This window comes from Agarivorans sp. QJM3NY_29 (assembly GCF_050870835.2).
GTDB lineage: Bacteria > Pseudomonadota > Gammaproteobacteria > Enterobacterales > Celerinatantimonadaceae > Agarivorans.
In genome coordinates this window covers 3,149,624-3,174,391 of the sequence record NZ_CP194036.2, presented here as the reverse complement: position 1 = coordinate 3,174,391, position 24,768 = coordinate 3,149,624, and the positions used below count along the sequence as shown (strand labels likewise).

The 24,768-nt window shown below is 45.4% G+C and carries 17 protein-coding genes and 1 other annotated feature; of the genes, 11 read left to right on the top strand and 6 right to left on the bottom strand.

Features of this window, described 5'->3' with window-relative positions:
- Positions 1-280 precede the first annotated feature (280 nt).
- A complete protein-coding gene (gene ffh, locus ACRRS0_RS14360; protein ID WP_432452504.1) occupies positions 281-1,675 on the top strand; it encodes a signal recognition particle protein in 1,395 nt (464 codons plus the stop codon).
- A 160-nt stretch (positions 1,676-1,835) separates the two neighbouring features.
- Here ffh and ACRRS0_RS14355 read toward each other — a convergent pair whose 3' ends face one another.
- The 5 genes from ACRRS0_RS14355 to hpf all read right to left on the bottom strand — a co-directional run bounded on the left by ACRRS0_RS14355 (position 1,836) and on the right by hpf (position 8,896).
- A complete protein-coding gene (locus ACRRS0_RS14355) occupies positions 1,836-3,632 on the bottom strand; it encodes an alpha/beta fold hydrolase (RefSeq protein WP_432452505.1) in 1,797 nt (598 codons plus the stop codon).
- Between the two features lie 126 nt (positions 3,633-3,758).
- On the bottom strand, positions 3,759-5,066 hold the full coding sequence (locus ACRRS0_RS14350) for a hypothetical protein (protein WP_432452506.1): 1,308 nt from the start codon (positions 5,064-5,066) through the stop codon (positions 3,759-3,761).
- Positions 5,067-5,092: 26 nt separating this feature from the next.
- On the bottom strand, positions 5,093-6,079 hold the full coding sequence (locus ACRRS0_RS14345) for a thrombospondin type 3 repeat-containing protein (protein ID WP_432452507.1): 987 nt from the start codon (positions 6,077-6,079) through the stop codon (positions 5,093-5,095).
- Between the two features lie 211 nt (positions 6,080-6,290).
- Positions 6,291-8,294, bottom strand: a complete 2,004-nt coding sequence (gene aroF, locus ACRRS0_RS14340) for a 3-deoxy-7-phosphoheptulonate synthase (RefSeq protein WP_432452508.1) — start codon at positions 8,292-8,294, stop codon at positions 6,291-6,293.
- 14 nt (positions 8,295-8,308) lie between these two features.
- Positions 8,309-8,435 (bottom strand) — a sequence feature (Phe leader region).
- An 86-nt stretch (positions 8,436-8,521) separates the two neighbouring features.
- Entirely contained in the window at positions 8,522-8,896 is a 375-nt protein-coding gene (hpf, locus tag ACRRS0_RS14335) for a ribosome hibernation-promoting factor, HPF/YfiA family (protein ID WP_432452509.1), read from the bottom strand.
- Between the two features lie 271 nt (positions 8,897-9,167).
- Here hpf and ACRRS0_RS14330 point away from each other — a divergent pair, with 271 nt between their 5' ends.
- The 6 genes from ACRRS0_RS14330 to ACRRS0_RS14305 all read left to right on the top strand — a co-directional run bounded on the left by ACRRS0_RS14330 (position 9,168) and on the right by ACRRS0_RS14305 (position 19,084).
- The gene (locus tag ACRRS0_RS14330; protein WP_432452510.1) at positions 9,168-11,375 is read left to right on the top strand and encodes a putative bifunctional diguanylate cyclase/phosphodiesterase; all 2,208 of its coding nucleotides are present in this window, start codon (positions 9,168-9,170) and stop codon (positions 11,373-11,375) included.
- A gap of 225 nt (positions 11,376-11,600) precedes the next feature.
- Positions 11,601-13,373 carry an extracellular solute-binding protein gene (locus ACRRS0_RS14325; RefSeq protein WP_432452511.1) on the top strand — a complete coding sequence of 591 codons (1,773 nt, stop codon included), beginning with the start codon at positions 11,601-11,603 and terminating at the stop codon, positions 13,371-13,373.
- Between the two features lie 6 nt (positions 13,374-13,379).
- Positions 13,380-14,471, top strand: a complete 1,092-nt coding sequence (locus ACRRS0_RS14320; protein WP_432452512.1) for a microcin C ABC transporter permease YejB — start codon at positions 13,380-13,382, stop codon at positions 14,469-14,471.
- A 2-nt stretch (positions 14,472-14,473) separates the two neighbouring features.
- Positions 14,474-15,526: an ABC transporter permease gene (locus tag ACRRS0_RS14315; protein ID WP_432452513.1), complete on the top strand. Its 1,053-nt coding sequence runs from the start codon at positions 14,474-14,476 to the stop codon at positions 15,524-15,526.
- A gap of 10 nt (positions 15,527-15,536) precedes the next feature.
- Positions 15,537-17,108, top strand: a complete 1,572-nt coding sequence (locus ACRRS0_RS14310; protein WP_432452514.1) for an ABC transporter ATP-binding protein — start codon at positions 15,537-15,539, stop codon at positions 17,106-17,108.
- Between the two features lie 35 nt (positions 17,109-17,143).
- Positions 17,144-19,084 (top strand): transglycosylase SLT domain-containing protein, encoded by a 1,941-nt coding sequence (locus ACRRS0_RS14305; protein ID WP_432452515.1) that lies wholly within the window; start codon positions 17,144-17,146, stop codon positions 19,082-19,084.
- On the opposite strand, the gene pdxH is transcribed toward ACRRS0_RS14305, so the two are convergent.
- Positions 19,074-19,727, bottom strand: coding sequence for a pyridoxamine 5'-phosphate oxidase (gene pdxH / locus ACRRS0_RS14300; RefSeq protein ID WP_432452516.1), 654 nt, complete (start codon positions 19,725-19,727; stop codon positions 19,074-19,076). The two genes, ACRRS0_RS14305 and pdxH, sit on opposite strands and share 11 nt — an antisense overlap.
- A 198-nt stretch (positions 19,728-19,925) precedes the next feature.
- On the opposite strand from pdxH, the gene ACRRS0_RS14295 reads away from it, so the two are divergent.
- The 4 genes from ACRRS0_RS14295 to ACRRS0_RS14280 all read left to right on the top strand — a co-directional run bounded on the left by ACRRS0_RS14295 (position 19,926) and on the right by ACRRS0_RS14280 (position 24,751).
- Positions 19,926-20,945 (top strand): LacI family DNA-binding transcriptional regulator, encoded by a 1,020-nt coding sequence (locus tag ACRRS0_RS14295; RefSeq protein ID WP_432452517.1) that lies wholly within the window; start codon positions 19,926-19,928, stop codon positions 20,943-20,945.
- Between the two features lie 634 nt (positions 20,946-21,579).
- Positions 21,580-22,416, top strand: coding sequence for an SDR family oxidoreductase (locus ACRRS0_RS14290; protein ID WP_432452518.1), 837 nt, complete (start codon positions 21,580-21,582; stop codon positions 22,414-22,416).
- A complete protein-coding gene (gene ltaE / locus ACRRS0_RS14285) occupies positions 22,413-23,465 on the top strand; it encodes a low-specificity L-threonine aldolase (RefSeq protein ID WP_432452519.1) in 1,053 nt (350 codons plus the stop codon). Before ACRRS0_RS14290 ends, ltaE begins: the two co-directional genes overlap by 4 nt.
- 14 nt (positions 23,466-23,479) lie before the next feature.
- Entirely contained in the window at positions 23,480-24,751 is a 1,272-nt protein-coding gene (locus ACRRS0_RS14280; RefSeq protein ID WP_432452520.1) for a CinA family nicotinamide mononucleotide deamidase-related protein, read from the top strand.
- Positions 24,752-24,768 lie beyond the last annotated feature (17 nt).

The window sequence follows — 24,768 nt, the reverse complement described above, 5'->3', positions numbered from 1 at the left end:
TGGGTGTTTTTCGGTGAGAAAAGGCGTTAAATCATGGTGATAGGTTCTCCTTAAAGCGAGAAAAATTTAATTGAAAGCTTTGGCTTGAAGCCTCCATGCGGCATATCTCACCATTTTCGACGCGCTATTGCTTGCTTTTGTCGACTGGCTCAGCGGTGTAGGCTCCACCTTTTCGCAAGATCCGATAAACAGCTGCAAAAATAATCTCGAAAGATAAACAAGCCCTAGGGTATAATGCCAGCGCTGAACGATGCTCGTTATATGATCAACAGGAAAAAGCATGTTTGAAAACTTATCTGATCGACTCTCGAAAACCTTAAAAAATATTAGTGGCCGTGGCCGTTTAACCGAAGACAATATCAAAGATACGCTACGCGAAGTTCGGATGGCTTTATTGGAAGCCGACGTTGCTTTACCTGTGGTTCGTGAGTTTGTAAAAAAAGTAAAAGAACGTGCCTTAGGTCAAGAAGTTAACAAGAGCCTTAGCCCAGGCCAGGTATTTGTTAAAATCGTACAGCAAGAGCTTGAAGCGGCGATGGGGGATTCTAACGAAAGCCTCAATTTGGCGGTACAACCGCCAGCCGTGGTGATGATGGCGGGTTTACAAGGGGCGGGTAAAACCACCAGTGTCGCCAAACTTGCTAAGTATCTGAAAGAACGTGAAAAGAAAAAAGTGATGGTGGTCAGTGCCGACGTTTATCGTCCGGCGGCGATCAAACAGTTAGAAACCCTCGCCACAGAAGTGGACGCAATTTTCTACCCGAGTCACGAAAAACAAAACCCGGTGGATATTGTCAACGCAGCCATTGTAGAAGCGAGAAAACAGTTTGCTGACGTATTAATCGTCGATACCGCTGGTCGTTTACATGTTGATGAAGACATGATGGACGAAATTAAGGCCTTGCATCAAGCGGTTGACCCAGTCGAAACCTTATTTGTGGTGGATGCGATGACCGGCCAAGATGCTGCAAATACGGCTCAAGCCTTTAATCAGGCATTGCCGCTTACCGGTGTGATCTTAACCAAGACCGATGGTGATGCGCGTGGTGGCGCGGCGCTGTCGATCCGTCATATCACTGGTAAGCCGATTAAATTTATGGGGGTTGGTGAAAAAACCGACGCTCTAGAACCCTTCCATCCAGATCGTATTGCGTCACGTATTTTAGGGATGGGTGATGTTTTATCGTTGATTGAAGAAGTTGAGCGTAAGGTTGATAAAGATCAAGCGCAAAAACTTGCCAAAAAAGTACAAAAGGGTAAGGGGTTTGATCTAGAAGACTTCCGCGAGCAGTTGGTTCAAATGAAGAATATGGGTGGCATGATGGGCATGCTGGATAAGTTGCCCGGTATGGGACAAGTCCCCGCTAACGTGAAAGATCAAATGAATGATAAGTTGACCAATCAAATGGAAGCTATCATTAACTCGATGACGCCGGGTGAGCGTAAGCAACCGGAGATCATTAAGGGCTCGCGTAAGCGTCGAATCGCTGCTGGTTCTGGGACTCAAATTCAAGATGTAAACAAGTTATTAAAACAGTTTACTCAAATGCAGAAAATGATGAAGAAGATGTCGGGTAAAGGTGGCATGCGTAAAATGATGGGCCAAATGAAAGGGATGATGCCTCCAGGTGGGATGGGCGGCTTCGGCGGTGGCAGAGGCCCCGGTCGTTTTTAGTCGTGACCCTTGAGACTAAAACCCAGCGCCTTGCTGGGTTTTTGCTTTTTAGCGGATGCTTTTGTTAAATATAGGTGCGACCTAGATGTATAACAGAGGCAAATTCAGGGGCGTGTCACGTCGCAATGAACCTGTCCTCGCAGACCGTTAGGTGAACTATCTACACGACGCATTGCTCAGCCATGTGGTGGCTTTCTTTTATATGCTTGAGTATTTTGTCCCAGCAATGATAAATCAGCAGATGACCATGTGGTTTCAATTCATATAGTTTGGTATTGGGTAGCGCGTTACACAATAAACGAGCGAGTTGAACAGGGACGTGCTGGTCTTGGCTACCATGCCACATGCTGATGGGGGTTTCTATGGCTGAAAAGTCGATTGACCAGTCTTGACTTAATAAAGTCAGTTCATGAGAAAATGCAGTCGGTCCTTGGCGCATCGCTTCTCGAAAAGCTAATAAAAAGTTATTCATCAGCTCTGGCTCTGAAAGGGCATTGGCATCACTTTCACATAAAAATTGGTAAACTTGATCGAAGTAACGTTCAGGATTGTCCATTACATTACGCGCAATAAATGTAAATAGTGGGTGGATAATACTGGGGGCATTGAGTGCGATATAAGCCAATAGTTTATTACTGGTTTTTACCCCATGTAGTAGTTTGATTGGTTGATAAGGCGTCACGCTACTAATCAATGTTGTGTGAATGATACGTTCAGGGGCCAGTGCTGTGAGAGCTAAAGCAAATGGTCCGCCGCCGCAGAACCCCGCGACGCAAAACTTTTCCAGTTGTAATCGGTCCGCGAGTTGTAGAGCGTCTTGGGCCGATTGCTCCAAGCAAGGTTTATCGCTTGCTGTTGTGAGGCCAAACCCAGCGCGATCAGCAGTGATTAATCGCAGCCCTTGCTCATATATCAAGTTTTTATTGGGGTGTTGTTGCAGCCTTGAACCCGTGCTCGGATGGAACATGATAAGCGGCAGGTCACTGCTTCGACCAATATCGCTATAGCCAAGCTGGCGTTCGCCGAGTTTCAGTTGATGGTGGTAACAAGGCGCGTTCAGGTGTTGCTGTTGTAATAAACTGGTGACAGTGGATACTGATGTTTTGTTGGTGGCGCTACTTGTAAGCGCAAGTTTGATCAGTTCGCTTTGCCTATGGCAGCCAGTTTTCGCAAAAATAGCTTTCAATTGGCTGCGTACGGTATTGATTGAGACTTTATTTTTTTCGGCAATTTGATGCAGAGTGCGTTCTTCAAGCAGTAGTGCCACAATTCGTAATTCCGCAGGACTGATGTTGTAGCTTAAAGCAAAACCTTCAAGATCAAGCTCCACCTGTGCTTCCGCGCAGGCGATTAATGCCAGTACTTGTCCAGTCTGTTGCCATCTATCCATGACTCTTGAGAGGTTTAAGCTAATCGGTTGCGCTTGGAAACTTTCACGGAGTTGCAGAGTTAATGAGTGGTGTTGAGGGTTGGCGGCGGATAGCTGCTCAATCGCTTGATTGAATTGTCGCTGAAGATGGTGTTCGGCTAATTGCAGACGATTATTGTATAAATTTATTGCGGTGGTTTTTTCTAAGGCATGTCGCGCTTGTTGATTGAGTTGCAATACTTCACCCGCTGCGGATAAAAGCAAAGCGGGTAAGGGAAGTTGCTCAAATAGTTGTTGCTGTAAGGCTTGTTGATCTTGTTCTTTGGTGAGTTGTTGGCAAATTTGAGCACTGCGTTGTAAGTGGTCGACTAAGTGTTCGAATGACGCAGTTGGTGAGATGGGGCTTATCGTGTGCAGTTGTCCAGCCCCCATACTCAGCATTGTCTGCTCGCTGACTTGCTGTTGAGATGATAATCGGGGCAGTAGTTCAACAATTTGTTCTAATAATTCAGGCCATAATGCAGGGTTTAGTGAGGTATCATAAATCTTAGCGATAAGGTTTTCAGATAGTGGCTCCGTGTTGTGCATAATACCCTTTCATTCGATGCTTTCGTCTACGGAAATGAAAATCACGTTAACTAGACCGACGACAAAGATAAAGTAAAATTAGATGCTAACTGTAAAAAGTTAGCATCTAGATCAATTGATCATGATTTAGTTCATATTTGGACAATCGTTGGGAAAGCCTTTATTGCTGGCGAATGACCAGCCATCTACATTGGCATAGCGGTTAAAATTGTTACACATAGCATCAATCGGGTAGGCAAGTTCAAAATAGCTAAATCCGCCGAAGTCACTATTGCTGCTCGCGGTGCTACCAAGTACAAAGCTTTCATTTGAAATGACGCTAGCGTTACGTACAAACAAAGCACTGTTTATGGTGAAATTGGCGGCATCGACTTTCGCAGATTGAAGTTCCACTTTGTCTGCGTAGACTTGCTTGGTCCATAGGCTAGAGCCTGAGCGAAGCGTGAGTTCTGCAACGGGGTCATTGAGTGTACCGATAGCATCTACGTCGATCGAGGCATTACCTTCCAATTCGATATTGTTGGCAGTCATTGTGTTTCCGCCCAAAGAGGAAGAGCTACCGATATAAACTGTGTCCGCTCTTAGATCGCCTTCGATTAATAGACCACCATTATTAAATAGGTCTAACTCGTTTGCCATGCTGGCATTATATACGGTACCGCCTGCATTGGTGCGTATTCGCAAGTTATCAACCAGCAAGGAACCTTCGCCAAGGTGCTTGAATCCAGATGCGTTACTTGCGGTTAATTCAGCACTGCTTAAATTGGTATATTCCATGCTGCTTGCGGTATCAAGTAGGATCAGTTGCGCTTTACCTTCGGGAGAAAAAAAGAATAAACGAGATGATAAAGTTGCAACAAACTTTAAACCGTCGACATCATCGTTATATACGATCGATGATGTTCCTGTCGCCAGTAATTCACTGCCCGCAGGGTAAGTGTTATTTTCAAAATAGACGGCGCTTCCTGCATCGATGAAGGCTGCACGATTACTATCGGTGTTGCCTAAAATGCTGGTGCCGATGATATTCACATCCTGCTTACCAACGACTTTGATTAAGCTATCAATGCTACCACCGGTGATTTTAATGTTGTCACGACTGATCACGAGTTCGGCATTGCCATCACCGGCGCAGGTTCCTGTTAGCGTTAAACTTACAAAACGCTCCGAGCCAGGGTTGGCAAAGTAATCGTTGAGCGCATCGGCATTGCTAGCACAGTCAATATCGAGCGTAATGGCCTGATTGTTTGGGGTGGTACTTGAGTTTGCCAAGCGCTCTAGGTAGCTAAAATTGCCGTTCATCTCATTGGCTTTAATGGTCTCTCCTGCTTTAAACGTGGTTAAAGTTGTGGGGCTTGTATCGGCGGCAGCTATTCCAGTGCTTAGTACGATGTAGCAGGTGAGCATTGAGAGTGAATTATTAAACTTTTTCATTATCTGGTCCTTTAGATATTTTTAAATTATTGCCATGTAGCTTGGTCAAATACGGCCTTATCAAAAGTTGCGGCTGGCTTGGGCTCACAAGCATCCCCTATGCCGTTGTCGTTGCTATCGGTCTGCTGGCTATTGGCGACATTTTTACAATTATCATGGTTGTCACCGACACCATCGTTGTCTGCATCTTGGGTTTCACTGGCATTGTTGGGGAATTTATCAGCATTATCGCCGATGCCATCGTTGTCACTATCGCTTGTTTCATTGGCATTATTCGGATAACGATCTTGTTTATCTAATACGCCATCGTTATCGTCATCGTCGTCGTCAATCACCTTTGCCAGTTCACCGTTGTTAATGATGATGGTTTCCTCTTCAGTGACGCTTGCAAGCAATTGTTTATTTTGTTGATAGCTTTCGACGATTTGACTGGCCGCACCCGCCGACTGGCTATCAATCGGCATTAATTGCGCTTCAACGAGTAGTTGCGCATAGCGTGCTGTTTCACTGTTTTGTTGACTGATAAAGTCACCGAGGATACTTTCAGGATCAATATGCAAGTCACTCGCAATTGCCTGCTTGGCTTGTTCTACGCTTAATTCGCTATCATTTTGCATTGCGAGATGCACTAAGGTTGAGAGCGGCGATATCTTGGTTTGTCCTGCCGGAGCAGCCATGAGATAACTAAAACTAATGGTTTGCTCTGGCGCGTCTTGGTCGATAGTTTGTCCTGCAATTGCCTTGACTACAATGGGGTATTTTGCGTAATCGGGGTAGTCGCTAACAATGAGAATCGCTTTGCCGCCTTCTCCTGATGTCGCAATTGGTTCTCGATTGTTCCATATATAATCGCCATTGATATCCAGCCAAACTGAAGCGTTTTGTAGATAGCCGTCGATGGCGGTCGCTTCGAGTGTTAACTGGCCAATCGGTGGTTTATCTTCACCTCCGCCGCAGCCACTTAAGCTTATCGCCATCCCAACTGCTAAGGCTAAAGGATGTAGTTTTTTCATGATTGTCCCTTTATGAGTTGATCTGCCAAAGTGATAGATTTGGCGACCTCAAGATATAAAAGAGGCCATTTTCACGCATCACCTAAATGGGTGATAGGAAGGAAAATAACGGGTCAACTAAGGGCGAGGTTGGTCTTTGGAAAGGAGAGTTGAATTAGCCAGCGCCTTAGCGCTGGCTTGATTGAAGCAAGATAAATGACCAGCGAAGTGTTTAATAAAGCTCCGCCATAAGTTGTTTGAATTGATTAAAATCCAGTGATTTATCGGTATCAACACTCGCTTCACTAGGGGCCGGGTGAGTACATAAAATTACTCCGTCTGCACCAAGTAATTTTGCGGCCTTGGCCAAGGGGGCGATAGACTCGATGTTCTCTACTACTTCTCCTGGATTGACCACGATGGGTAAGTGAGTTTTTTCGCGTAACAGGCTGATGGCGCCTAAATCGAGGGTGGTCTTGGTTTTGCCTTCTAGCGTTCGAACGCCGGCTTCACACAGAATCACCTGTTGATTGCCCTGCGCTAGAATATAGTCAGCAGCATGTAACCATTCCTCTAGGGAGCACATATTGTTACGTTCCAACACAATTGGACGAGTCGACTTGCCTAATTCCTTCAGCAAATGGAAGTTTTTCATATGGCGTGAACGAACATGCAAAATATCTGATTTGGCGGCAAGGGCGGCAACTTGGTCGACGTAACTCACTTCCGTCATGATGGGGAGCCGATATTTTTTGCCTGCGGTATTGAGATAATTTAAACCTTCTTCTCCTAGTCCCTGAAAGCTATAGGGTGAACTGCGTGGTTTAAAGCAACCTGCGGCGAGAATAGCGGCTCCTGTTTCTTTTACCGTTGCTGCACAGTTGATGATTTGTTGCTCCGACTCAACTGCTCCGGGGCCAGCAAAAGTAATAAAGTCTCCCCCTCCTATTTTCACATCACCGACTCGTACCACGGTATTCACTTGTTTATGACTGCGACTCGAAAGCGCGCCATCAGCCTGAATGGTTTTAATTAAGCTCGGTGTTTCTGTTCCTGAGTTTTGTTGGTGAGCGAGTATCGCCAGCGGGATCTGGGTTGGATCAACATTTTCGCTGGGATAACAGCCTAACACCTTAATATAGCGGGTTAGGCGGGTTAACTCTGCAAGAGCCGCTTGCATTTGTGGGGAATTAACGTTGGCCGATACATCGACATAAAACATTTCTTCCCATGGATTACCTTGTACCGGGCGAGATTCTAACTTACTCATATTAATGCTGTGCTCACGCAATACCAGCAAGGCTTCAACCAGTGAACCTGGCTGTTGGGCTGTTGACATAATAAAGGTCGTGCGAGCAGGGACTTGATCTGCAACTTCAATCGGCTTGCGTGAAACGACGATAAAACGAGTATAGTTTTGTTGTTGATTGGCAATATCTGTTTTGAAGGCTCGCAGACCATACATCTCTCCACCAAGTTTACTGCCGATCGCGCCGATACTCAGATCATCACTGGCGGCGACCATTTCCATCGCTTTAGAGGAACTATCGACAAAATCAACTCGGGTTCCGGGCAGTGTTCGCAGGTATAGACTGCATTGCTGGTAGGGTTGGGGATGCGCATACAAGGTGGTTACCTGTTCTAACTTTGCCTCAGGGTTTGCAAGAATACAATGGTCAATGGCAATCGATAGTTCTCCAACAATTGAGAGGCTCGTGTGTTGCAGCACATCATAAACTTCGTTAATACTACCAGAACTGGTGTTCTCTATCGGTAACATGCCGTAATCCGCTTGACCAGACTCGACGGTATCGACAATATCCTGAAAACCACTACAGCCAAATTCAACAATTTGCTTTTTGTAACGTGAGAAGTATTGATGGGTGGCGATATTGCTATATGAGCCTTTGTTGCCCAGGAAGGCGACACGTACCGCTGGTGCAAGTTTATCGGGGTTGGTTATCCCTTGCAGAAATGCTTGCTGTGATAGAACCGAATCTTCGATGATGGTGTGATAAAGCTGGGTGACATAGTGCGCATCAAGGCCAAGTTCGCGCCCTTTGGTGATCAGTTTAACCAGTAGTTGTTGTTCACGTTCTTGATCGCGAATCGCCTTTGGGGATTCAATTTTACTTTTAGCCACTTCAACGCTGAGTTGGCGACGCTCAGTCAATAAGCTTAATAAGTTTTGGTCGAGCTCGGTGATTTTTGTTCGGATCTGCTCTAAGTCTGCCATTTATTATTCCCTGTAAAAAAAAAGCCTCCCGGTAGGAGGCTTTATGGATCTGTGTGTTTTCGTTTTTACACCAATTCCGTCCGCCTCCCTAAAAGGGTGGAGTAAAAAAGAAACCAAACAAAAATCGGATTGTAAATATTTTCATGCGACCAGACTAAAAAGCAATCATCTTAAAGTCAAGTAATACCAAGCAAATTGATGCCTGGTATTACTGTATTATCGAAAGCCTATGCGGCTTCTTCATCATCGTTATTCGGCTCGCCATCATCAATCTCGGCAGGCTCTCTTAGGAATTCTTTTCCTGAGCGACTCGCTCGATGTGCATTTGGCTTCTCTTGGAAGCGATGTAATTGTCGCTCTAGCTTGTGTCCAAGATTATTGATGGCGGTGATGAGGTCCTGATGCTCATCACTGGCAAATAGTTGTCCATTGGGTAAGTTAATTTTAGCTTCTACCTTAACCTTCTTGTTATCGCTAATAATAATAACTTTTGGTGAGATTAATGGGATTTGGTTTTTTTCTAACTTTTCAAAGCGCGTGGCAATATGCTCACGAATGGTTGGGGTAATGGAGATTGTTTTGCTGGTAATATCAATAATCATAAGCCTCCCAAAGACTATCTAGTAATTATTTCACTTTCAGCATACGATCTTTAAAAATAAAAAAACAGACATTCGTCACATTTTTTTAGCGCTTGAATTTGTTCGAGTATGATTGTGACTTGTTAGTGAAAAGTATTATAAATTGCTGAATAATGCTTGAATATTGTTGGGTAATTCGGCACATTGGATGGGATAACAAGCAGTTGGTGTTAACCCGTCGGTCACGCTAAGTTCGTAACCGAAAAAGAAAGTCGTTGTAATTTTAATCGATATGGATGGCGTCATAGATACTACACCTTTGCTGAATTCATCTTCTGGTCCTTCCGAGTTAGCGGTTTCAATATCTGAGTTCGCTCTTGTATTAGCTCGTCAGCCCAGTCAACATTTCTTTTCTGAATTGGTTCGTCAATTGGCAGAGCGCTGTGGTGCTTGCGAAGTTTATGTTGCCCGTTTTGATTCTCGTTTGGCGAATGTACCCTGTATTGCTTATTGTCGTGATGGTCAATTGTTTTCTAGAACCTTAAGCCCTGTCACGCCTCAGTTATTGGCTGATATTCGATATCAGGCTATGACTCTCTCAAGCGATTTAGCAGAGCAGTATCCCGATTATGCCTTCCTTCCCTCCGAGCTAGCGCGTAAGCCCTCAGGCTTTTTAGCATTACAAATTGTTGATGATGCAAAGCTGGTGGCTTATTTAGCGCTAACTTTTGTGGCTTCGGAATTTGATTCGGAATTTGTTAAACAACTCTGTTTGCCATTTATGGAGCGGATTGGGACCGAATGCTCTTTGTTACAAGAGAGCGAAGCGTTGGCGCTCTCAGCGGTGGCGTTTGAAAGTAATGACGGCTTATTGATTACCGATGCAGACTATCGCATCGTGAAAGTTAACACCGCGTTCTCGCAAATTACTGGTTATCGCCAATCGGAAGTATTAGGTGCCGAGTTGACGGAGGTTTTTGGTAGTCCAAACCCAGTGTTTATTGACGCTGTGGATGGTTCCGTTCGGCGTAAAGGTGAAGTCGAGCGCTTGAGAAAAAATGGTCAAAGTTATACTCAATCAGAGACCATTACCGCGGTAACGAATGCCGACACGGGACAGAGTCATTATGTGGTGAATATTCAAGATATCTCGGCCAATATTGCATCGGAAAAACAAATTCAACATTTAGCCTATTTTGACGAGCTAACGGGTTTACCAAATCGGCGAAAATTACGTGAAGAGTTAGACAGTTGTTTTAACCGCGCTAAAAAGAGCCATGTGATTGGAGCCTTGCTGTTTATCGATTTAGATCATTTTAAAAATATTAATGATTCTTTAGGGCATGCCGCAGGCGACTGGGTATTACAGCAGGTCGCGCAACGTTTACAAGGTTTGATCCGCCAAGGCGATGTATTGGCTCGTTTAGGTGGCGATGAGTTTGTCCTGTTACTGGCTGATCTCGGCGGAAGTCCGCCTCATGCAGAACAACAAGCGCACTTAGTTGGAAAACGTCTTATTAAAACCATCTCTGCACCTTATCCCTTCGATGGTCAATCGTTGCATATTGGTGCCAGTGTGGGGATTACTTTATTTCCGGGAAAGGGGCAGACAGCAGAGGATCTGCTCAAGCAAGCTGATACAGCGATGTATCAGGCGAAATCGGCGGGGCGACGTACCGTGATCTTTTTTGAAGATGGTATGCAGCGGCAAGCGGATAAACGTTTGCAAATGCACAATGCATTGCGTAGCGCTTTAGCCAATGAAGAATTATTGGTTTATTACCAGCCACAACATATGGTCGCTACGGGTGAGTTAGTTGGGGCGGAGGCCTTAGTACGTTGGCAGCCTTTGGGGAAGAGTTTGGTGTCGCCGACCGAATTTATCCCCATCGCTGAAGAATCCGATTTGATAATCGATATTGGCATGTGGGTACTTGAACAAAGCTGTAAACACATGGCTAAATGGCAAGCGATGGGCTTAACGCTGCCAGAGCTTTCAGTTAATGTGAGTGCCAAGCAATTCCATCATCCTGAATTTGTTGAGAAAGTTGAAGATTTGATGATGCGTTATGATATCGATAATGCGATGTTAAATTTGGAAGTGACCGAGTCGGTGGTGCTCGGGCATGCCGAGGATACGATTCGTAGAATGGAACAGCTAAAGGAATTAGGGCTGCGTTTTGCTATCGATGATTTCGGCGCGGGCTATTCTTCATTAAGTTACCTGAAACGCTTACCTGTGGATGAGCTGAAAATCGACCGCTCCTTTATTCGTGATATTCCTCGTGATAGCCGTGATATGGCGATCGTTGATGCAGTATTAGCAATTGCCCGTCATCTTGGTTTTACGGTGACAGCTGAAGGCGTGGAAACGCGTCAGCAATTAGAATTTCTGAAGCAACAAGGTTGCACCTTTTATCAAGGTTTTCTATCCAGTAAAGCGATCCCTGCCGATGCGATGGAACGATATATTCAACGTTTTCAGCGTAAATTTGCTTAAAAGCTCTTTATCTTTTAGTTTCTAGTCGGTTATAACTACAGCCATAGGGTCTGTTGCCAGCTGGGGTGGATTTTTATACAGGCTAAGTTTGTCACGATGTTTTTCGTTGCATTCATGGCCTTTATAGTGAGTATTGTGGTGAACTTGAGCCTATTTCACCAGGACAGTTCAACCGATTCTGCTTAAGTTGAACATTCTATTTTTATTTGTGAGGACGCGCTTATCATGACACGACTGCTATCGGCACTTTGTATTTTGCTTATTGGTTTTGCTCACGCCGAGGAATTTAGTCGTTCTCACGCGCTGGTGATGCATGGCGAGCCAGCCTTAGCTGCTGATTTTTCTCATTTACCTTATGTGAACAGTGATGCTCCGAAACAAGGGCGTATCACTTACGATGCATTGGGAACCTTTGATACTTTCAATCCCTTTATTGTGAAGGGAAATCCCGCCGCAGGGATTGGTCAAATATACGATACCTTGATGGCCTCTAACGATGATGAAGCATTTTCTCGCTATGGTCTGCTCGCCGAAACCGTCGATTTACCAGCCGATCGCTCTTGGGTACGCTTTAATTTACGCCCACAAGCTCGTTTTCACGATGGTCACCCAGTCACCGCGGAAGATGTGGTCTTTACCTTTCATTTACTGATGGAAAAGGGTGCGCCTCATTATCGGGCCTATTATGCCAGCGTGAAAGATGTGGTGGCAGAGTCGCCGCTGAGTGTGAAATTTAGTTTTGTTAATGGCAATAATCGCGAATTACCGCTGATTCTTGGTGAGTTACCAGTGTTACCCAAGCATTATTGGCAGCAGCATGACTTTAGTAAAGCCGATTTACCCCCCCCTTTGGGTTCAGGGCCTTATCAGTTGGATAAGTTTGATATTGGGCGTGCGGTGAGCTACCGCTTGGTCGATGATTATTGGGGCAAAGACTTAGCGATTAATCGCGGTCGTCATAATATTCAAACCATCGCATATGAATATTATCGTGACTCTTCGGTGGCTTTAGAAGCCTTTAAATCGGGACGGATTGATTTTCGCTTAGAAACCAGCGCCAAAGATTGGGCCACCGCATACAACGGTCCGTTGTTCGCAGAAGGTAAAATTCATACCGATAATCTGAGAAATGAAAATCCGCAGGGGATGCAGGGTTTTGTCTTTAATACTCGGCGAAGTGTGTTTAGTCAGCGAGGCGTGCGCAAGGCTATTGGTTTATTGTTTGATTTTGAATGGACTAACGAGCAGTTATTTTATGGTGCTTATACCCGTACAGAGAGCTATTTTGCTGCCTCCGAATTGGCGGCAACCGGGTTACCTAAAGGGGGCGAGTTAGCCTTACTGACGCCATTTAAAGCGCAGCTTCCGCCTGAGGTATTTAATCAGCCATTTCAGCTCGAACGCACCCGAGGCGATGGGAATATTCGCCCGCAAATGCGCGAAGCTTTAGCCTTGCTTAAAAAGGCAGGATGGACTTTGAGCAAAGGTAAGTTAGTGGATGTTCATGGTAAACAAATGCATATCGAAATTTTGATTTATCAGAAGAATTTTGAGCGAATTGTTTTGCCCTATACACGCAATTTACAAAAAATTGGGATTAGTACTGAAGTTCGGGTGGTGGATGTTTCGCAATATATCAACCGCGTACAGAAATTTGATTTTGATATGATAGTGGGTAGTTTTGGACAGTCTTCTTCACCGGGTAATGAGCAGCGCGGTTACTGGGGCAGTGCAGCTGCTGATCATTTTGGTTCACGCAATTACATTGGGGTGAAAAGTTCGGTGATTGATGAGTTGGTTGATGCAGTGATTGCTGCTGATAGTCGAGCCGCGTTGGTGGATGCCACTCGCGCTCTCGATCGGGTTTTGTTGTGGTCTTATTATGTGGTCCCTCAGTGGCACCTTAATACTTGGCGTATCGCCTACTGGGATAAGTTAAAGCGACCGACACGTAACCCCAAATTCTCGCCTGGTTTGGATACTTGGTGGGTCGAATAAACGACCATGACTAGTTATATTCTGCGACGCCTGTTACTGATGATCCCTACTTTATTGGGGATTATGACGCTTAATTTTGTGATCATCCAGTCAGCCCCCGGTGGTCCTGTTGAGCAAGCTATCGCCAAGATCCAAGGGATTGATACTTCAGCGACTCGTCGGGTAGATTCGGGGGTCGATAGCGAAGTTATCCAATCTAACGCTGGTGCAAGTTCTAGTTCATATCGTGGCGCGCAAGGTTTACCCCCAGAACTGGTGGCGGAGTTAGAACAGCTCTACGGTTTTGATAGACCCTTATATGAACGTTATTTTGATATGTTGGGGAATTACTTGCGGTTTGATTTTGGGGATAGTTTCTATCGGGATAGCTCGGTGGTTGACCTCATTATTGAAAAAATGCCGGTGTCGATCTCCTTAGGCTTGTGGACCTCGCTATTGGTTTATGGGATTTCGATCCCGCTTGGGATCCGTAAAGCGGTGCAACACGGTAGCCGTTTCGATGTGTGGAGCTCAACTGTGGTCACGGTTGGTTTTGCTATTCCTAATTTCCTGTTTGCGATTATGTTGATCGTACTGTTTGCAGGGGGCAGTTATTGGGATTGGTTTCCACTGCGAGGGCTTACCTCAGCTAATTGGCAGGAGTTAAGCTGGTTGGCTAAAGTGGGCGATTACTTTTGGCATCTAGCCTTGCCCGTCACCGCGATGGTGATTAGTAGTTTTGCGACTCTTACCATGTTGACTAAAAACTCCTTCCTTGATGAAATTAATAAGCAATATGTATTAACCGCAAGAGCCAAAGGGCTTAGCGAAAATCGCGTGTTGTATGGTCATGTATTTCGTAATGCGATGTTGTTGGTGATTTCGAGTTTACCAGCTACCTTGATTAGCATTTTTCTAACGGGTTCTTTCATGATAGAGGTGATTTTCTCCTTAGATGGTCTTGGTCTGTTGGGTTTTGAGTCGGTAGTTAATCGAGATTACCCGGTGGTATTTGGTACTCTGTATATCTCAACCCTTATCGCTTTGTTGCTCAAGTTAATCAGTGATGTGACCTATACCATGATTGATCCACGGATTAATTTCGAGGGGAGGCGTTAACCATGGGCTTAGTCGCGCAGTGGCTGCGAGTAAAGGCCAGCCCGATTACCCAACGCCGTTGGTTGCAATTTAAAGCGAATCGACGTGGTTATTGGAGTTTTTATTTATTTTTGTTGCTGTTCTTCATTAGTTTGTTCGCCGAGTTTATTGCCAATGATAAACCGTTGCTGATTTCCTATCAGCAACAGTGGATGATGCCGATCATCACCGAATATAGCGAGCTGCAGTTTGGCGGAGACTTAGATATTGAGGCGGATTACTCCGATCCTTATATTCAAGGTTTAATCGAGCAGCAAGGGGGATGGTTGCTATGGCCTCCAGTGAAGTTTTCTTACGACAGCATTAATTTTAATTTGACGGAGCCTTCCCCCTCACCCCCTACATTTGACAACTGGTTAGGCACCGACGATCAAGGACGCGATGTATTTGCTCGCTTACTTTACGGTTTTCGCTTGTCGGTATTATTTGCGCTGGTATTGGCAGTTACTAGCTCTGTGATTGGCGTCGCGGTTGGTGCCATACAAGGTTATTTTGGTGGGCGGGTTGACCTTTGGGGTCAACGTTTTATCGAAATATGGTCGGGGATGCCGCAGTTGTTTTTACTCATTATTTTATCGAGCATCATTCAACCGAGTTTTTGGTGGCTACTTACAATCTTGTTGTTATTTAGCTGGATGAGTCTGGTTGACGTGGTTCGAGCTGAATTTCTTCGAGGTCGTAACCTCGAATATGTGAAAGCTGCTCGAGCCTTAGGGGTAAGCGATCCAGCGATTATGGCACGGCATATTTTACCTAATGCGATGATTGCAACTTTGACATTTTTACCTTTTATTTTCATTGGGGGTCTGACAGCCTTAACTGGTTTAGATTATCTAGGTTTTGGTTTACCGCCAGGTTCCCCTTCATTGGGAGAGATGGTTGCCCAAGGTAAAAACAACTTACAGGCACCTTGGCTCGGTATTACTGCTTTCCTATCGATGTCGATTATTTTAATTTTGTTGGTGTTTATTGGCGAAGCGGCGCGTGACGCCTTCGATCCCAGAAAGCGTATTTAGGTAGCGGCTTGTGAAAAAACTATTAGAAATTAACCAGCTATCGGTGTGCTTTGGTTTGCCTGACCCAGTGGTTAAAGATGTCAGCTTGGAGTTGATGCAGGGTGAAACCTTAGCTCTGGTCGGTGAGAGTGGCTCGGGTAAATCGGTAACCGCCTTGTCGATTCTGTCTTTACTGGGCGGGAATGCCAAAGTGAGTGGTCAAATTTGGTTGCAGCAGCAAGCCTTGTTAAATCAACCAAGCAAGACGCTGCAAGCGCTGCGAGGTAACCAAATTGCGATGATTTTTCAGGAACCTTTAACCTCGCTCAACCCCTTGCATAGCGTAGAGAAGCAAATTAGTGAAGTACTCTATGTTCATCGTGGTATGGATAAGCCGCAGGCGCAGCAGCGTGTCTTAGAGTTACTCGACTTAGTGGGGATCGAACAACCAGAAAAACGTTTGGCTAGCTTTCCTCATCAATTGTCGGGAGGGCAACGTCAGCGGGTGATGATTGCAATGGCCCTGGCCACCGAGCCAAAACTGTTAATCGCTGATGAGCCGACAACAGCCTTAGATGTCACTATTCAGCAGCAAATTTTAAATTTGCTTAAACAGTTGCAACAACAGCTAGGGATGGCGATTTTACTGATCACTCATGATTTAAATGTGGTCCGTGGTTACGCCGATCGTGTGGCAGTAATGCAAGCCGGCCAACTGGTTGAAGTGAATGATTGCGCGGCGCTGTTTGCGGCGCCTCAGCATACCTATACTAAAACTTTGCTCGATTCTGAGCCGGTTCGCCAAAGCCTCTGTGATGCACAGGCGGAAACTTTACTGAAGGTTGAGCAACTGAAGGTATGGTTTCCCATTAAACAGGGTTTTTGGCAGCGAACCGTCGACCATATTAAAGCGGTCAACTTAGTTGATTTTGAATTAAAGCGAGGTGAAACCTTAGGTATTGTTGGGGAAAGCGGTTCAGGGAAAAGTACCTTAGCGCAGGCGGTACTGCGTCTGATTGACAGCCAAGGTGAAATTTATTTCAAACAGCAAGCCATTCAAGCTTATGGTGTCAAACAGATGCAGCCGCTGCGTCGTTTTATGCAAATAGTCTTTCAAGATCCGTTCTCTAGTTTGAGTCCACGAATGACGGTAGCGCAAATTATTGGTGAAGGTTTAAGTTTGCATTTTGACCTGAGCAAACAGCAATTAAAGCAAGCCGTTGCGGAAGTGTTGCTCGATGTTGGTCTCACGCCAGATGTGATGCACCGTTATCCTCACGAATTTTCCGGTGGGCAGCGTCAACGTATTTCTTTGGCTCGTGCTTTGGTACTGAAACCAGAAGTCCTAATTTTGGATGAACCCACATCTGCTCTCGACCGAACCGTACAAAAGCAATTGCTTGAATTGCTGCGTCAGTTACAGTTTAAATACAACTTAAGTTATTTATTTATTAGCCATGACTTAGCGGTTATTCGTACGCTAAGTCATCGGGTGATGGTCATGCAATATGGACAGGTGGTGGAGCAGGGCGCAACTGAAGCAGTTTTTTGCCAACCTCAGCAAGAATATACTCGCCGATTAATTGATGCTGCGTTAATCTAAAGATTGATGGTAGCAACAATTAGGCGTGACAGACTATGCCACAGTGGTTTTGGCAACTATGTGTTTTTCTGCTCTGTAGTGGCTTAGGCTTCGCTCAGGCAGGGCAATTAACGCCGCAGCAGCAAGCCTATAAAGACGTGCGGCAATTGCAACGCGCAGCGAAGTGGACACAAGCAGAGCAATCTTTAAATCAACTTAAAGACTACCCCTTGTTTGATTACCTACGTTATTACCAGCTACGAGGACAGATCCGCACTGTTAGTCGCGCCGAAGTAGAACAATTTATCGGCGCGAATTCATTGTCTTATTTAAGTAATGCGATGCAGCGTCGTTTTATGTTAGAGCTTGCCAGAAGGGGAGAATGGCAAAGTTATTTAGAATTTTACCCTCAGTTGCCGAATAGCATCGACTTACAATGTCATTATTATTATGCCTTATACAAGACCGGAGATGCTCCTCAAGCATGGCAAGGTGCCAAAAAACTGTGGTTGCACGGTCGCTCTAGACCGAAGGCCTGTGACGTTTTATTCACCCATTGGCAAAAAGCGGTTAAAATCAGCGATCAATTACGTTGGCAACGGATGCTGTTGGCTTTTCAAGCGCGGCAGATTAGTTTATTAAAATATCTCGGTAAATCTCAGTCCAAAATACATCAACCAGAGGTGAAGTTATTGGTGAAAGCCTATACTCAGCCGGCTGTTGTTTTGAGCTCCGGACAACTTAAAATTAGTCAATCGAGGTCTCATCAGCAAATTGCCTTATTAGCAATAAAAAGGTTGGCGAGGCGTGATTTAGCTGCAGCGGTGGGGTATTTGACGCGTTGGGCGAAGCCCTTAAGTCAGTCAAATCAGTTGTATTTAAACTGTGAGCGAAGTTTGGTCCGCAAGGTGATTGGTCAGCCAACTCCGGTTTTGCTGAAGTGGGCCGACCGCCAGCTTCGTTTACATCCTGATAGCCATAGTATTGAGCAGCGGGTTCGTTTAGCGATTGCGCAGCAACAGTGGGCGCAGATTAGTCTATGGTTAGCGCGATTACCTGAAGCGATTCAGCGGCAGGAACGTTGGCGTTACTGGCAGGCTCGCTCGATGCTTGCTTTGGGACAAACCGAGCTTGCTAAGGCCAGCTTCGATAAACTTTCCGTAGAACGAAGTTACCATGGTTTTCTTGCTGCTCAATATTTAAACAGGCCATTTCAACTCCAAGAGCAGCAACATCGTATGAGCGCTGCTGAACTTAAGCAAATCGACCAGCATCCCGTGGTGCTCAAAGTCAAAGAGCTATTGGCCCTAGAAGAGTATTATTCGGCGCGTTCCGAATGGGATCATTTATTAAGGCGCTCCAAGTTATCGCGCCAGTTAGATTTAGGGGCCCTGGCCCTTAGTCATAACTGGCAAGACATGGCGGTACAGGCGTCAATCATTGCAAAGCAATGGGATCAACTGCAAATGCGTTTTCCTTTGAGTTTTGCTCAAGAGTTTGAGTATTTTGCGAATAAGCGCCAAGTAGAAGCTAGTTTATTGTACGCCTTAGCGCGTCAAGAAAGTGCGATGTATCCTTTGGCACAAAGTTCGGTTGGCGCACGTGGCTTGATGCAGTTAATGCCAGCGACTGCGAAACACACCGCGAAAAAAATTGGTTTTAAGTATCGTTCACGAAGTCAACTATTTGAACCGGAAGATAATATTCGTTTGGGGAGTGCCTATTTAGATAGTTTACTTGACCGTTATCAAGGCAATCGTATCTTGGCTGCCGCTGCTTATAATGCTGGCCCGACGCGGGTTAGTCGTTGGCTTGCCAAGTCAGGCAAGGTACCTGCCGATGTATGGATAGAGTCGATTCCGTTTAAAGAAACACGCCATTACGTACAGAGCGTATTGGCGTATCAAGTCGTATATCAATATCGGCGTAAGCAACCGCTTCAATCTTTACTTACTCCACAGGAGTTAAGTTACTCTTATGGTGTGCCTAAGGGCTAAGGCGGTCCGCTTTCCAGCCCTTGGCGTCGCAACTATAACGGAAGCGGTCATGCAGACGATCGGCTTTACCTTGCCAAAACTCAATTGTATCGGGAATGACTCGGTAGCCACCCCAAAACTCAGGCAGTGGCACCTCTTTATCTGCAAACTCTTGTTTGCAATTGCTGACTTGTTTTTCAAGAATACTACGGTTTGCGATGACTTGGCTTTGGTGGCTGGCCCAAGCACCAATTTGGCTGCCTCGTCCGCGGCTATGGAAGTAGTGCTCGGACTGTTGTTGACTGACTCTTTCAACACGCCCTTCAATGCGAACTTGGCGTTGTAAAATATTCCAATGAAAGGTTAAACAAGCGAGAGGATGAAGCTCTAACTCCTGTCCTTTTCTACTCGAATAATTGGTGTAAAAAACAAAGCCCTCTGCGTCAAATTCTTTTAACAATACGACTCTAGCCGAAGGACGACCATCAGCGCCTACCGACGAAACTGTCATTGACTCAGGCAGTACAATTCCTGATTTTTTGGCTTGTTTAAACCATTCCCCAAATAGCTCTATGGGATCTTCTTTGCCAGTCGGCTCAGGAAGCGAGACCAACACTCCTTGACCCAAGGTTAAGGCACAACGTAACTTACTAACAAATGACATAATTAACTTACTTAATTAGTTGATGCAACAAGTAAAAAAACTCATTGCATGAAGCCGCAACGGATATCTAAATTTAAACTATAGTTTACACTCTGTGGCGCGGTTTCACTATCAAGTTTTGCTCTGTCTTGGTATAGTTTTACCCAGATCGTTTTTCAAGTTTAATTCTGCTTTGCAGACGATAAGAGGGTAAGTAATTTGGCCACAATTAAAGATGTTTCTCAGTTGGCAAATGTGTCGATATCAACCGTATCTCGCGTGATTAACGATACTGCTCAGGTAGCACCAGAGAAACGAGAGGCCGTTCTCCGAGCGATGGAAGAGCTTCATTATCGCCCAAATAGTTTTGCCCAAGCCTTGGTTAGCAAACGTTCCGACTGTATTGGTTTAGTGGTGGGTGATCTCGGTGGTGGCCCGTTCTTTGTGCAGATGATGAAGGGTATAGAAGAAATTGTTGATATGGCCGGTAAATATACCATTGTTATGTCGGGCCATCATAGTGCAGAGAAAGAGCGTCATGCGATCGATATATTATTACAGCGTCAGTGTGATGCAGTTATTGTTCATTCGATGGCATTAAGTAATGAGGAGTTAAGAGAAATTGCGGATTGTAAGACCCCGTTTATTTTTATTAACCGTTTAGTTCCGGGCTTCGAGAATCGTTGTGTGTACTTGGACAATAGTGAGGGGACGTATAAGTCGACTCGCCATTTACAAGAAAAAGGCCATAAAGATATTGCCTTTATTACTACCGATGATCTGTCATTCACCGATGGCGTTGAGCGTTTATCAGGTTATCGTCAAGCGATGGAACAAATATCCGCACCTATTGATGAGCAGCTGATTGCTCGAGCTTACCCCGATGAAGTTGGGGGGAGCCAAGCAGTAAGTCAATTATTAGAGCGAGGAATGAGTTTTACTGCCATCGTGGGGTATAACGACTCGATGGTTGCTGGAGCCGTATCGGCTTTACGTGATAAAGGCTTCGATATTCCCGGGCAAATCTCTGTTGTGGGTTATGATGATAATCACTATGCGCGTTTTGTTCATCCTAAGCTCACCACCGTTCGTTATCCTATTGAGGATATGGGCAAGCGTGCCGCTCAGTTAGCTATCGATATTTTGGAAAAGAAAGGCAAGGAAATTGAGCCTAATATTATCGGGCTTAAATTTATTCCAGAGTTGATTGTGCGTGATTCCGTAATCAATAAACTGTGATCTAAATCAAACATTCTAAGCAAGGGCTGTTCTTAGCCCTTTTTTTATTTTGCTATGAAAGGCTTTTCTGGTATCGTTTTCACATCGGATGCAATTGTTAGCCGCATTTGAAGATTGAGTTTGAGATGACTTAATTGAAACTTTCCCGCTGTATAGAATTGATTGATTTAACTAGCATTTCTAGCTATCTACAATTCTAAGAACTTGCTGTTACGACCTAAATTTTTGGGTCGTTTTTTTTTGCCTTCGTTTTACGGTTGGCGAATACAACTCAAGATCACTTTTATGACAGCGAAGACGCAAGTTTACTCCGTGGCCATTTTAATGAAATCTTCGGCCTAAGTGTTTTTGCTTTAGAATTAGCATAAACGCACTCAATCATCCCCCTTGTCTAACATGATTTGAATCGCTATCGATTGTTCAGATATTGTGCTCGGTTGATAGAATAGCAACTCTATTCATTATCGATTGATTTACGCTGGTTAAAATGAATGTTAGTTTTGTTGTTTATTTTCTATTTTTAATAAAGTATTCCAGCAATCAACGGCTTGCTCTCATCTATTTCCCCTCGGTCTAAATAGATCCTCCATTCGCGAATGGGGTGTAATTGCCGCTAAACTTAAAAGGACAGTGAGTGATCAAACGAATTAGTATAGTGGGCTGCGGTTGGTTGGGTTTACCTTTAGCGCAGTTTTTGTTGGCCGAAGGCTATCGGGTATTGGGGTCTCGGCGTAAGCTTGAAGAGCTGGAATCACTTGGTCATCTAGGCATAGAAGCATATCAGTTGGATTTAGCGCCGCAGTTACAGTCAAATAATATTGCAGCGTTGCTTGCATGTGACTTGCTGATTGTAAATATTCCTCCAGGGCGTAAAACAAATACCGCAGACTACCATATCGCCCAAATCACCGCGTTACTTGATGCCGCTACAGAGCATGGCGTTAAAAAGATCCTCTTTATCTCGTCTACTTCGGTTTATGGGCCTCAACAGGGAATCGTAGATGAATACACGGCTCGTCATCCGACCACCCGTTCTGGTATTGCCTTAAGCCATATTGAAGATAAGTTATTCGCTAGTCGCGCTTATCAAGCGAGTGTACTGCGTTTTTCTGGCTTACTGGGCGGACAGCGTAAACCTGGACGATTTTTATCGGGGAAAACTGTGAGTGGCGCAAAGAGTCCGGTGAATGTGATCCATCGTCAGGACTGTATCGCGTTGATTGGTGCTTTAATTCAGCGGGATATTTGGGGCGAGCAGTTCAATGCCTGTAGTGATTTACATCCAACTAAACAAGAGTTTTATGAGCTAGCGGCTGAGCAGTTGGGACTGGTTGCGCCCACGTTTACCGCCGGTGAAGTCAGTAATAAACGGATCGACAACCATAGAATTAAGGCTGTATTGAATTATCAATTTAGCTACCCCGATCCGATGCAATGGTTAATCGAACATCAACAAGAGGCTGAGTCATGAGTGATTTTAGAAGTGATACTGTCACCCGTCCTACGCAAGCAATGCGTTTATTAATGAGTCAAGCGGAAGTGGGGGATGACGTATATGGTGATGATCCTACGGTCAATCGTTTGCAGGATTATGCTGCCGAGAGAATGGGAACCGAAGCCGCCTTGTTCTGTAGTTCGGGGACTCAAGCCAACCTGTTAGCCATTATGGCGCACTGCCAGCGAGGGGATGAGTATATTTGTGGTCAGAGTGCACATAATTATAGATATGAAGCTGGTGGTGCCGCAGTACTTGGGAGTGTGCAGCCACAGCCAATAGAAAATAGTGCTGATGGAAGCCTGTGTCTCAACAAGGTTCAGGCGGCAATTAAAGAAGATGATTTTCACTTTGCCCAAACTCGCCTGTTATCTTTGGAAAATACCATTGGCGGGCGGGTATTACCGATGGATTATTTGGCTAGCTTACCTTCCTTCGTGGCAGAGCATCAGCTGGCGCTGCACCTGGATGGTGCTCGATTGTTTAATGCCGTGGTTCAAAGCGGTGTCGATGAACGTCTGCTGGTAGCGCCTTTCGACAGTTTTACCATTTGTTTATCGAAGGGTTTGGGAGCGCCGATTGGTTCGTTACTGCTTGGCGATAAACGCTTAATCGAGCGCGCCAAGCGATTGCGAAAAATGTTAGGGGGTGGCATGCGTCAAGCGGGCATTATTGCAGCCGCTGGCCAATACGCTTTGGAGCATCATGTCGCTCGTTTAGCCGAGGATCACGCTAATGCACAATTGTTGGCGGAACAACTGGCGCAAATTGAGGAATTAGAATGTGACGCACACTCGGTGCAAACCAATGTGGTTTATGCGCGTTGTCGTCACCAACAATCCTTTGCCTTAGCAGAGTATTTAGCCGAACGGGGGATATTTGTTACCGCCGGGACGCCGATCCGTTTCTTGACCCATCTTGATGTGAATCAACAAGATATAAAACAACTCATTGGCGCGATTAAAGCCTTTTACGCTGAATCAGCGGCTGTGATAAGCAACAATACCGCTAGGCCAATGAATTAATTAAGGAAGTCATCATGAAAATAGAAATGCTCAGTACCGGCGATGAAGTTCTCCAAGGCGATATCGCGGATACTAACGCTGCATGGTGTGGTCAAGAGCTGAATGATATCGGTTTGAGTTTTAGCCGTCGGCAAACGGTAGCGGATAAGCTTGAAGATATCGTCGATGCCCTCCATCAGGCGGCCCTGCGCAGTGATTGGGTATTGGTGAATGGGGGATTGGGACCGACTTCTGACGATTTAAGTGCCGAGGCTGCAGCGCAACTGATCGGTAAGCCCTTACAGTTAAATCAGCACTGGTTAAGTCAGTTGCAAGCGTGGTATCAACTACAAAACATAGCGATGCCAGAAAGTAATGTTAAACAAGCGATGTTGCCGGAAGGGGCGGAATTAGTCGATAACCCCATTGGGACCGCCTGTGGTTTTATCGTACAACATGCTGGTGCTCAGTTGCTGTTTACACCTGGCGTGCCGAGTGAATTCAAGAAAATGGTCAAGCAGCAGTGGTTTCCGCGTTTGCAAGCTGCGGTGCCAGAATCGAATGGTGAAGTGAAACGTTTTTATACTTTCGGTTTATCAGAGTCTTCATTGAGTGACCGTTTTGATCCCCTAGAGTTACCGTCCGAAGCACGTTTAGGCTACCGTTCATCACGACCCAGTATTGAGGTGAAGCTGTTTTATCCTCGCCAAGACGCTGAATTTGAGCGCTTGAGCCAATTATTGCGAGCGCAACTTGCAGCACATATTTTTACTGAAGATCAAGGCAATTGGGCCCTGCATCTTCAGCAATTGATGGTTGCAGCGGGGAAAAAGTTAGTTTTAGCTGAATCTTGCACAGGTGGCATGTTAGCTGCCGAACTAGTGGCTGTAGCGGGGAGTTCAGCTTACTTAGATCGTGGCTTTGTGACCTATAGCAATCTAGCGAAGCAACAAAGCATTGGGGTTCCCGAGGCACTACTTGAACAATATGGCGCGGTGTCCATGGAAACCAGTCAAGCGATGGCTTTCGGTGCGCTCGCCAATAGTGCCGCCAATATTGCCTTATCAATTACTGGGATCGCGGGTCCGGATGGTGGTAGTGAGCAAAAACCGGTCGGTACCGTTTGTTTTAGCCTCGCGGAGGGCGACCGTTGTATTAGCCAGCAACTATTGCTTAGTAATCGGAGTCGCTCGGTGGTGCGGGTGATGGCGACTGCGGTTGCGATGGACATGTTGCGCCGTTACCTCACTGATTTACCCGTGTTCGGGGAATATCAGCACATCAAGCGGATCGCCAGTAAAAATTAAGCCTCGTGAAATTTTTT

What these genes read in the sequence shown, in the direction of transcription:
- ACRRS0_RS14355 (WP_432452505.1), bottom strand. Translation starts at nt 3,632, where the DNA reads ATGCACAACACGGAGCCACTATCTGAAAACCTTATCGCTAAGATTTAT.
- aroF (WP_432452508.1), bottom strand. Translation starts at nt 8,294, where the DNA reads ATGGCAGACTTAGAGCAGATCCGAACAAAAATCACCGAGCTCGACCAA.
- ACRRS0_RS14280 (WP_432452520.1), top strand. Translation starts at nt 23,480, where the DNA reads ATGAAAATAGAAATGCTCAGTACCGGCGATGAAGTTCTCCAAGGCGAT.
- ACRRS0_RS14345 (WP_432452507.1), bottom strand. Translation starts at nt 6,079, where the DNA reads ATGAAAAAACTACATCCTTTAGCCTTAGCAGTTGGGATGGCGATAAGC.
- pdxH (WP_432452516.1), bottom strand. Translation starts at nt 19,727, where the DNA reads ATGTCATTTGTTAGTAAGTTACGTTGTGCCTTAACCTTGGGTCAAGGA.
- ACRRS0_RS14320 (WP_432452512.1), top strand. Translation starts at nt 13,380, where the DNA reads ATGACTAGTTATATTCTGCGACGCCTGTTACTGATGATCCCTACTTTA.
- ltaE (WP_432452519.1), top strand. Translation starts at nt 22,413, where the DNA reads ATGAGTGATTTTAGAAGTGATACTGTCACCCGTCCTACGCAAGCAATG.
- ACRRS0_RS14325 (WP_432452511.1), top strand. Translation starts at nt 11,601, where the DNA reads ATGACACGACTGCTATCGGCACTTTGTATTTTGCTTATTGGTTTTGCT.
- ACRRS0_RS14330 (WP_432452510.1), top strand. Translation starts at nt 9,168, where the DNA reads ATGGATGGCGTCATAGATACTACACCTTTGCTGAATTCATCTTCTGGT.
- ACRRS0_RS14305 (WP_432452515.1), top strand. Translation starts at nt 17,144, where the DNA reads ATGCCACAGTGGTTTTGGCAACTATGTGTTTTTCTGCTCTGTAGTGGC.
- ACRRS0_RS14315 (WP_432452513.1), top strand. Translation starts at nt 14,474, where the DNA reads ATGGGCTTAGTCGCGCAGTGGCTGCGAGTAAAGGCCAGCCCGATTACC.
- hpf (WP_432452509.1), bottom strand. Translation starts at nt 8,896, where the DNA reads ATGATTATTGATATTACCAGCAAAACAATCTCCATTACCCCAACCATT.
- ffh (WP_432452504.1), top strand. Translation starts at nt 281, where the DNA reads ATGTTTGAAAACTTATCTGATCGACTCTCGAAAACCTTAAAAAATATT.
- ACRRS0_RS14350 (WP_432452506.1), bottom strand. Translation starts at nt 5,066, where the DNA reads ATGAAAAAGTTTAATAATTCACTCTCAATGCTCACCTGCTACATCGTA.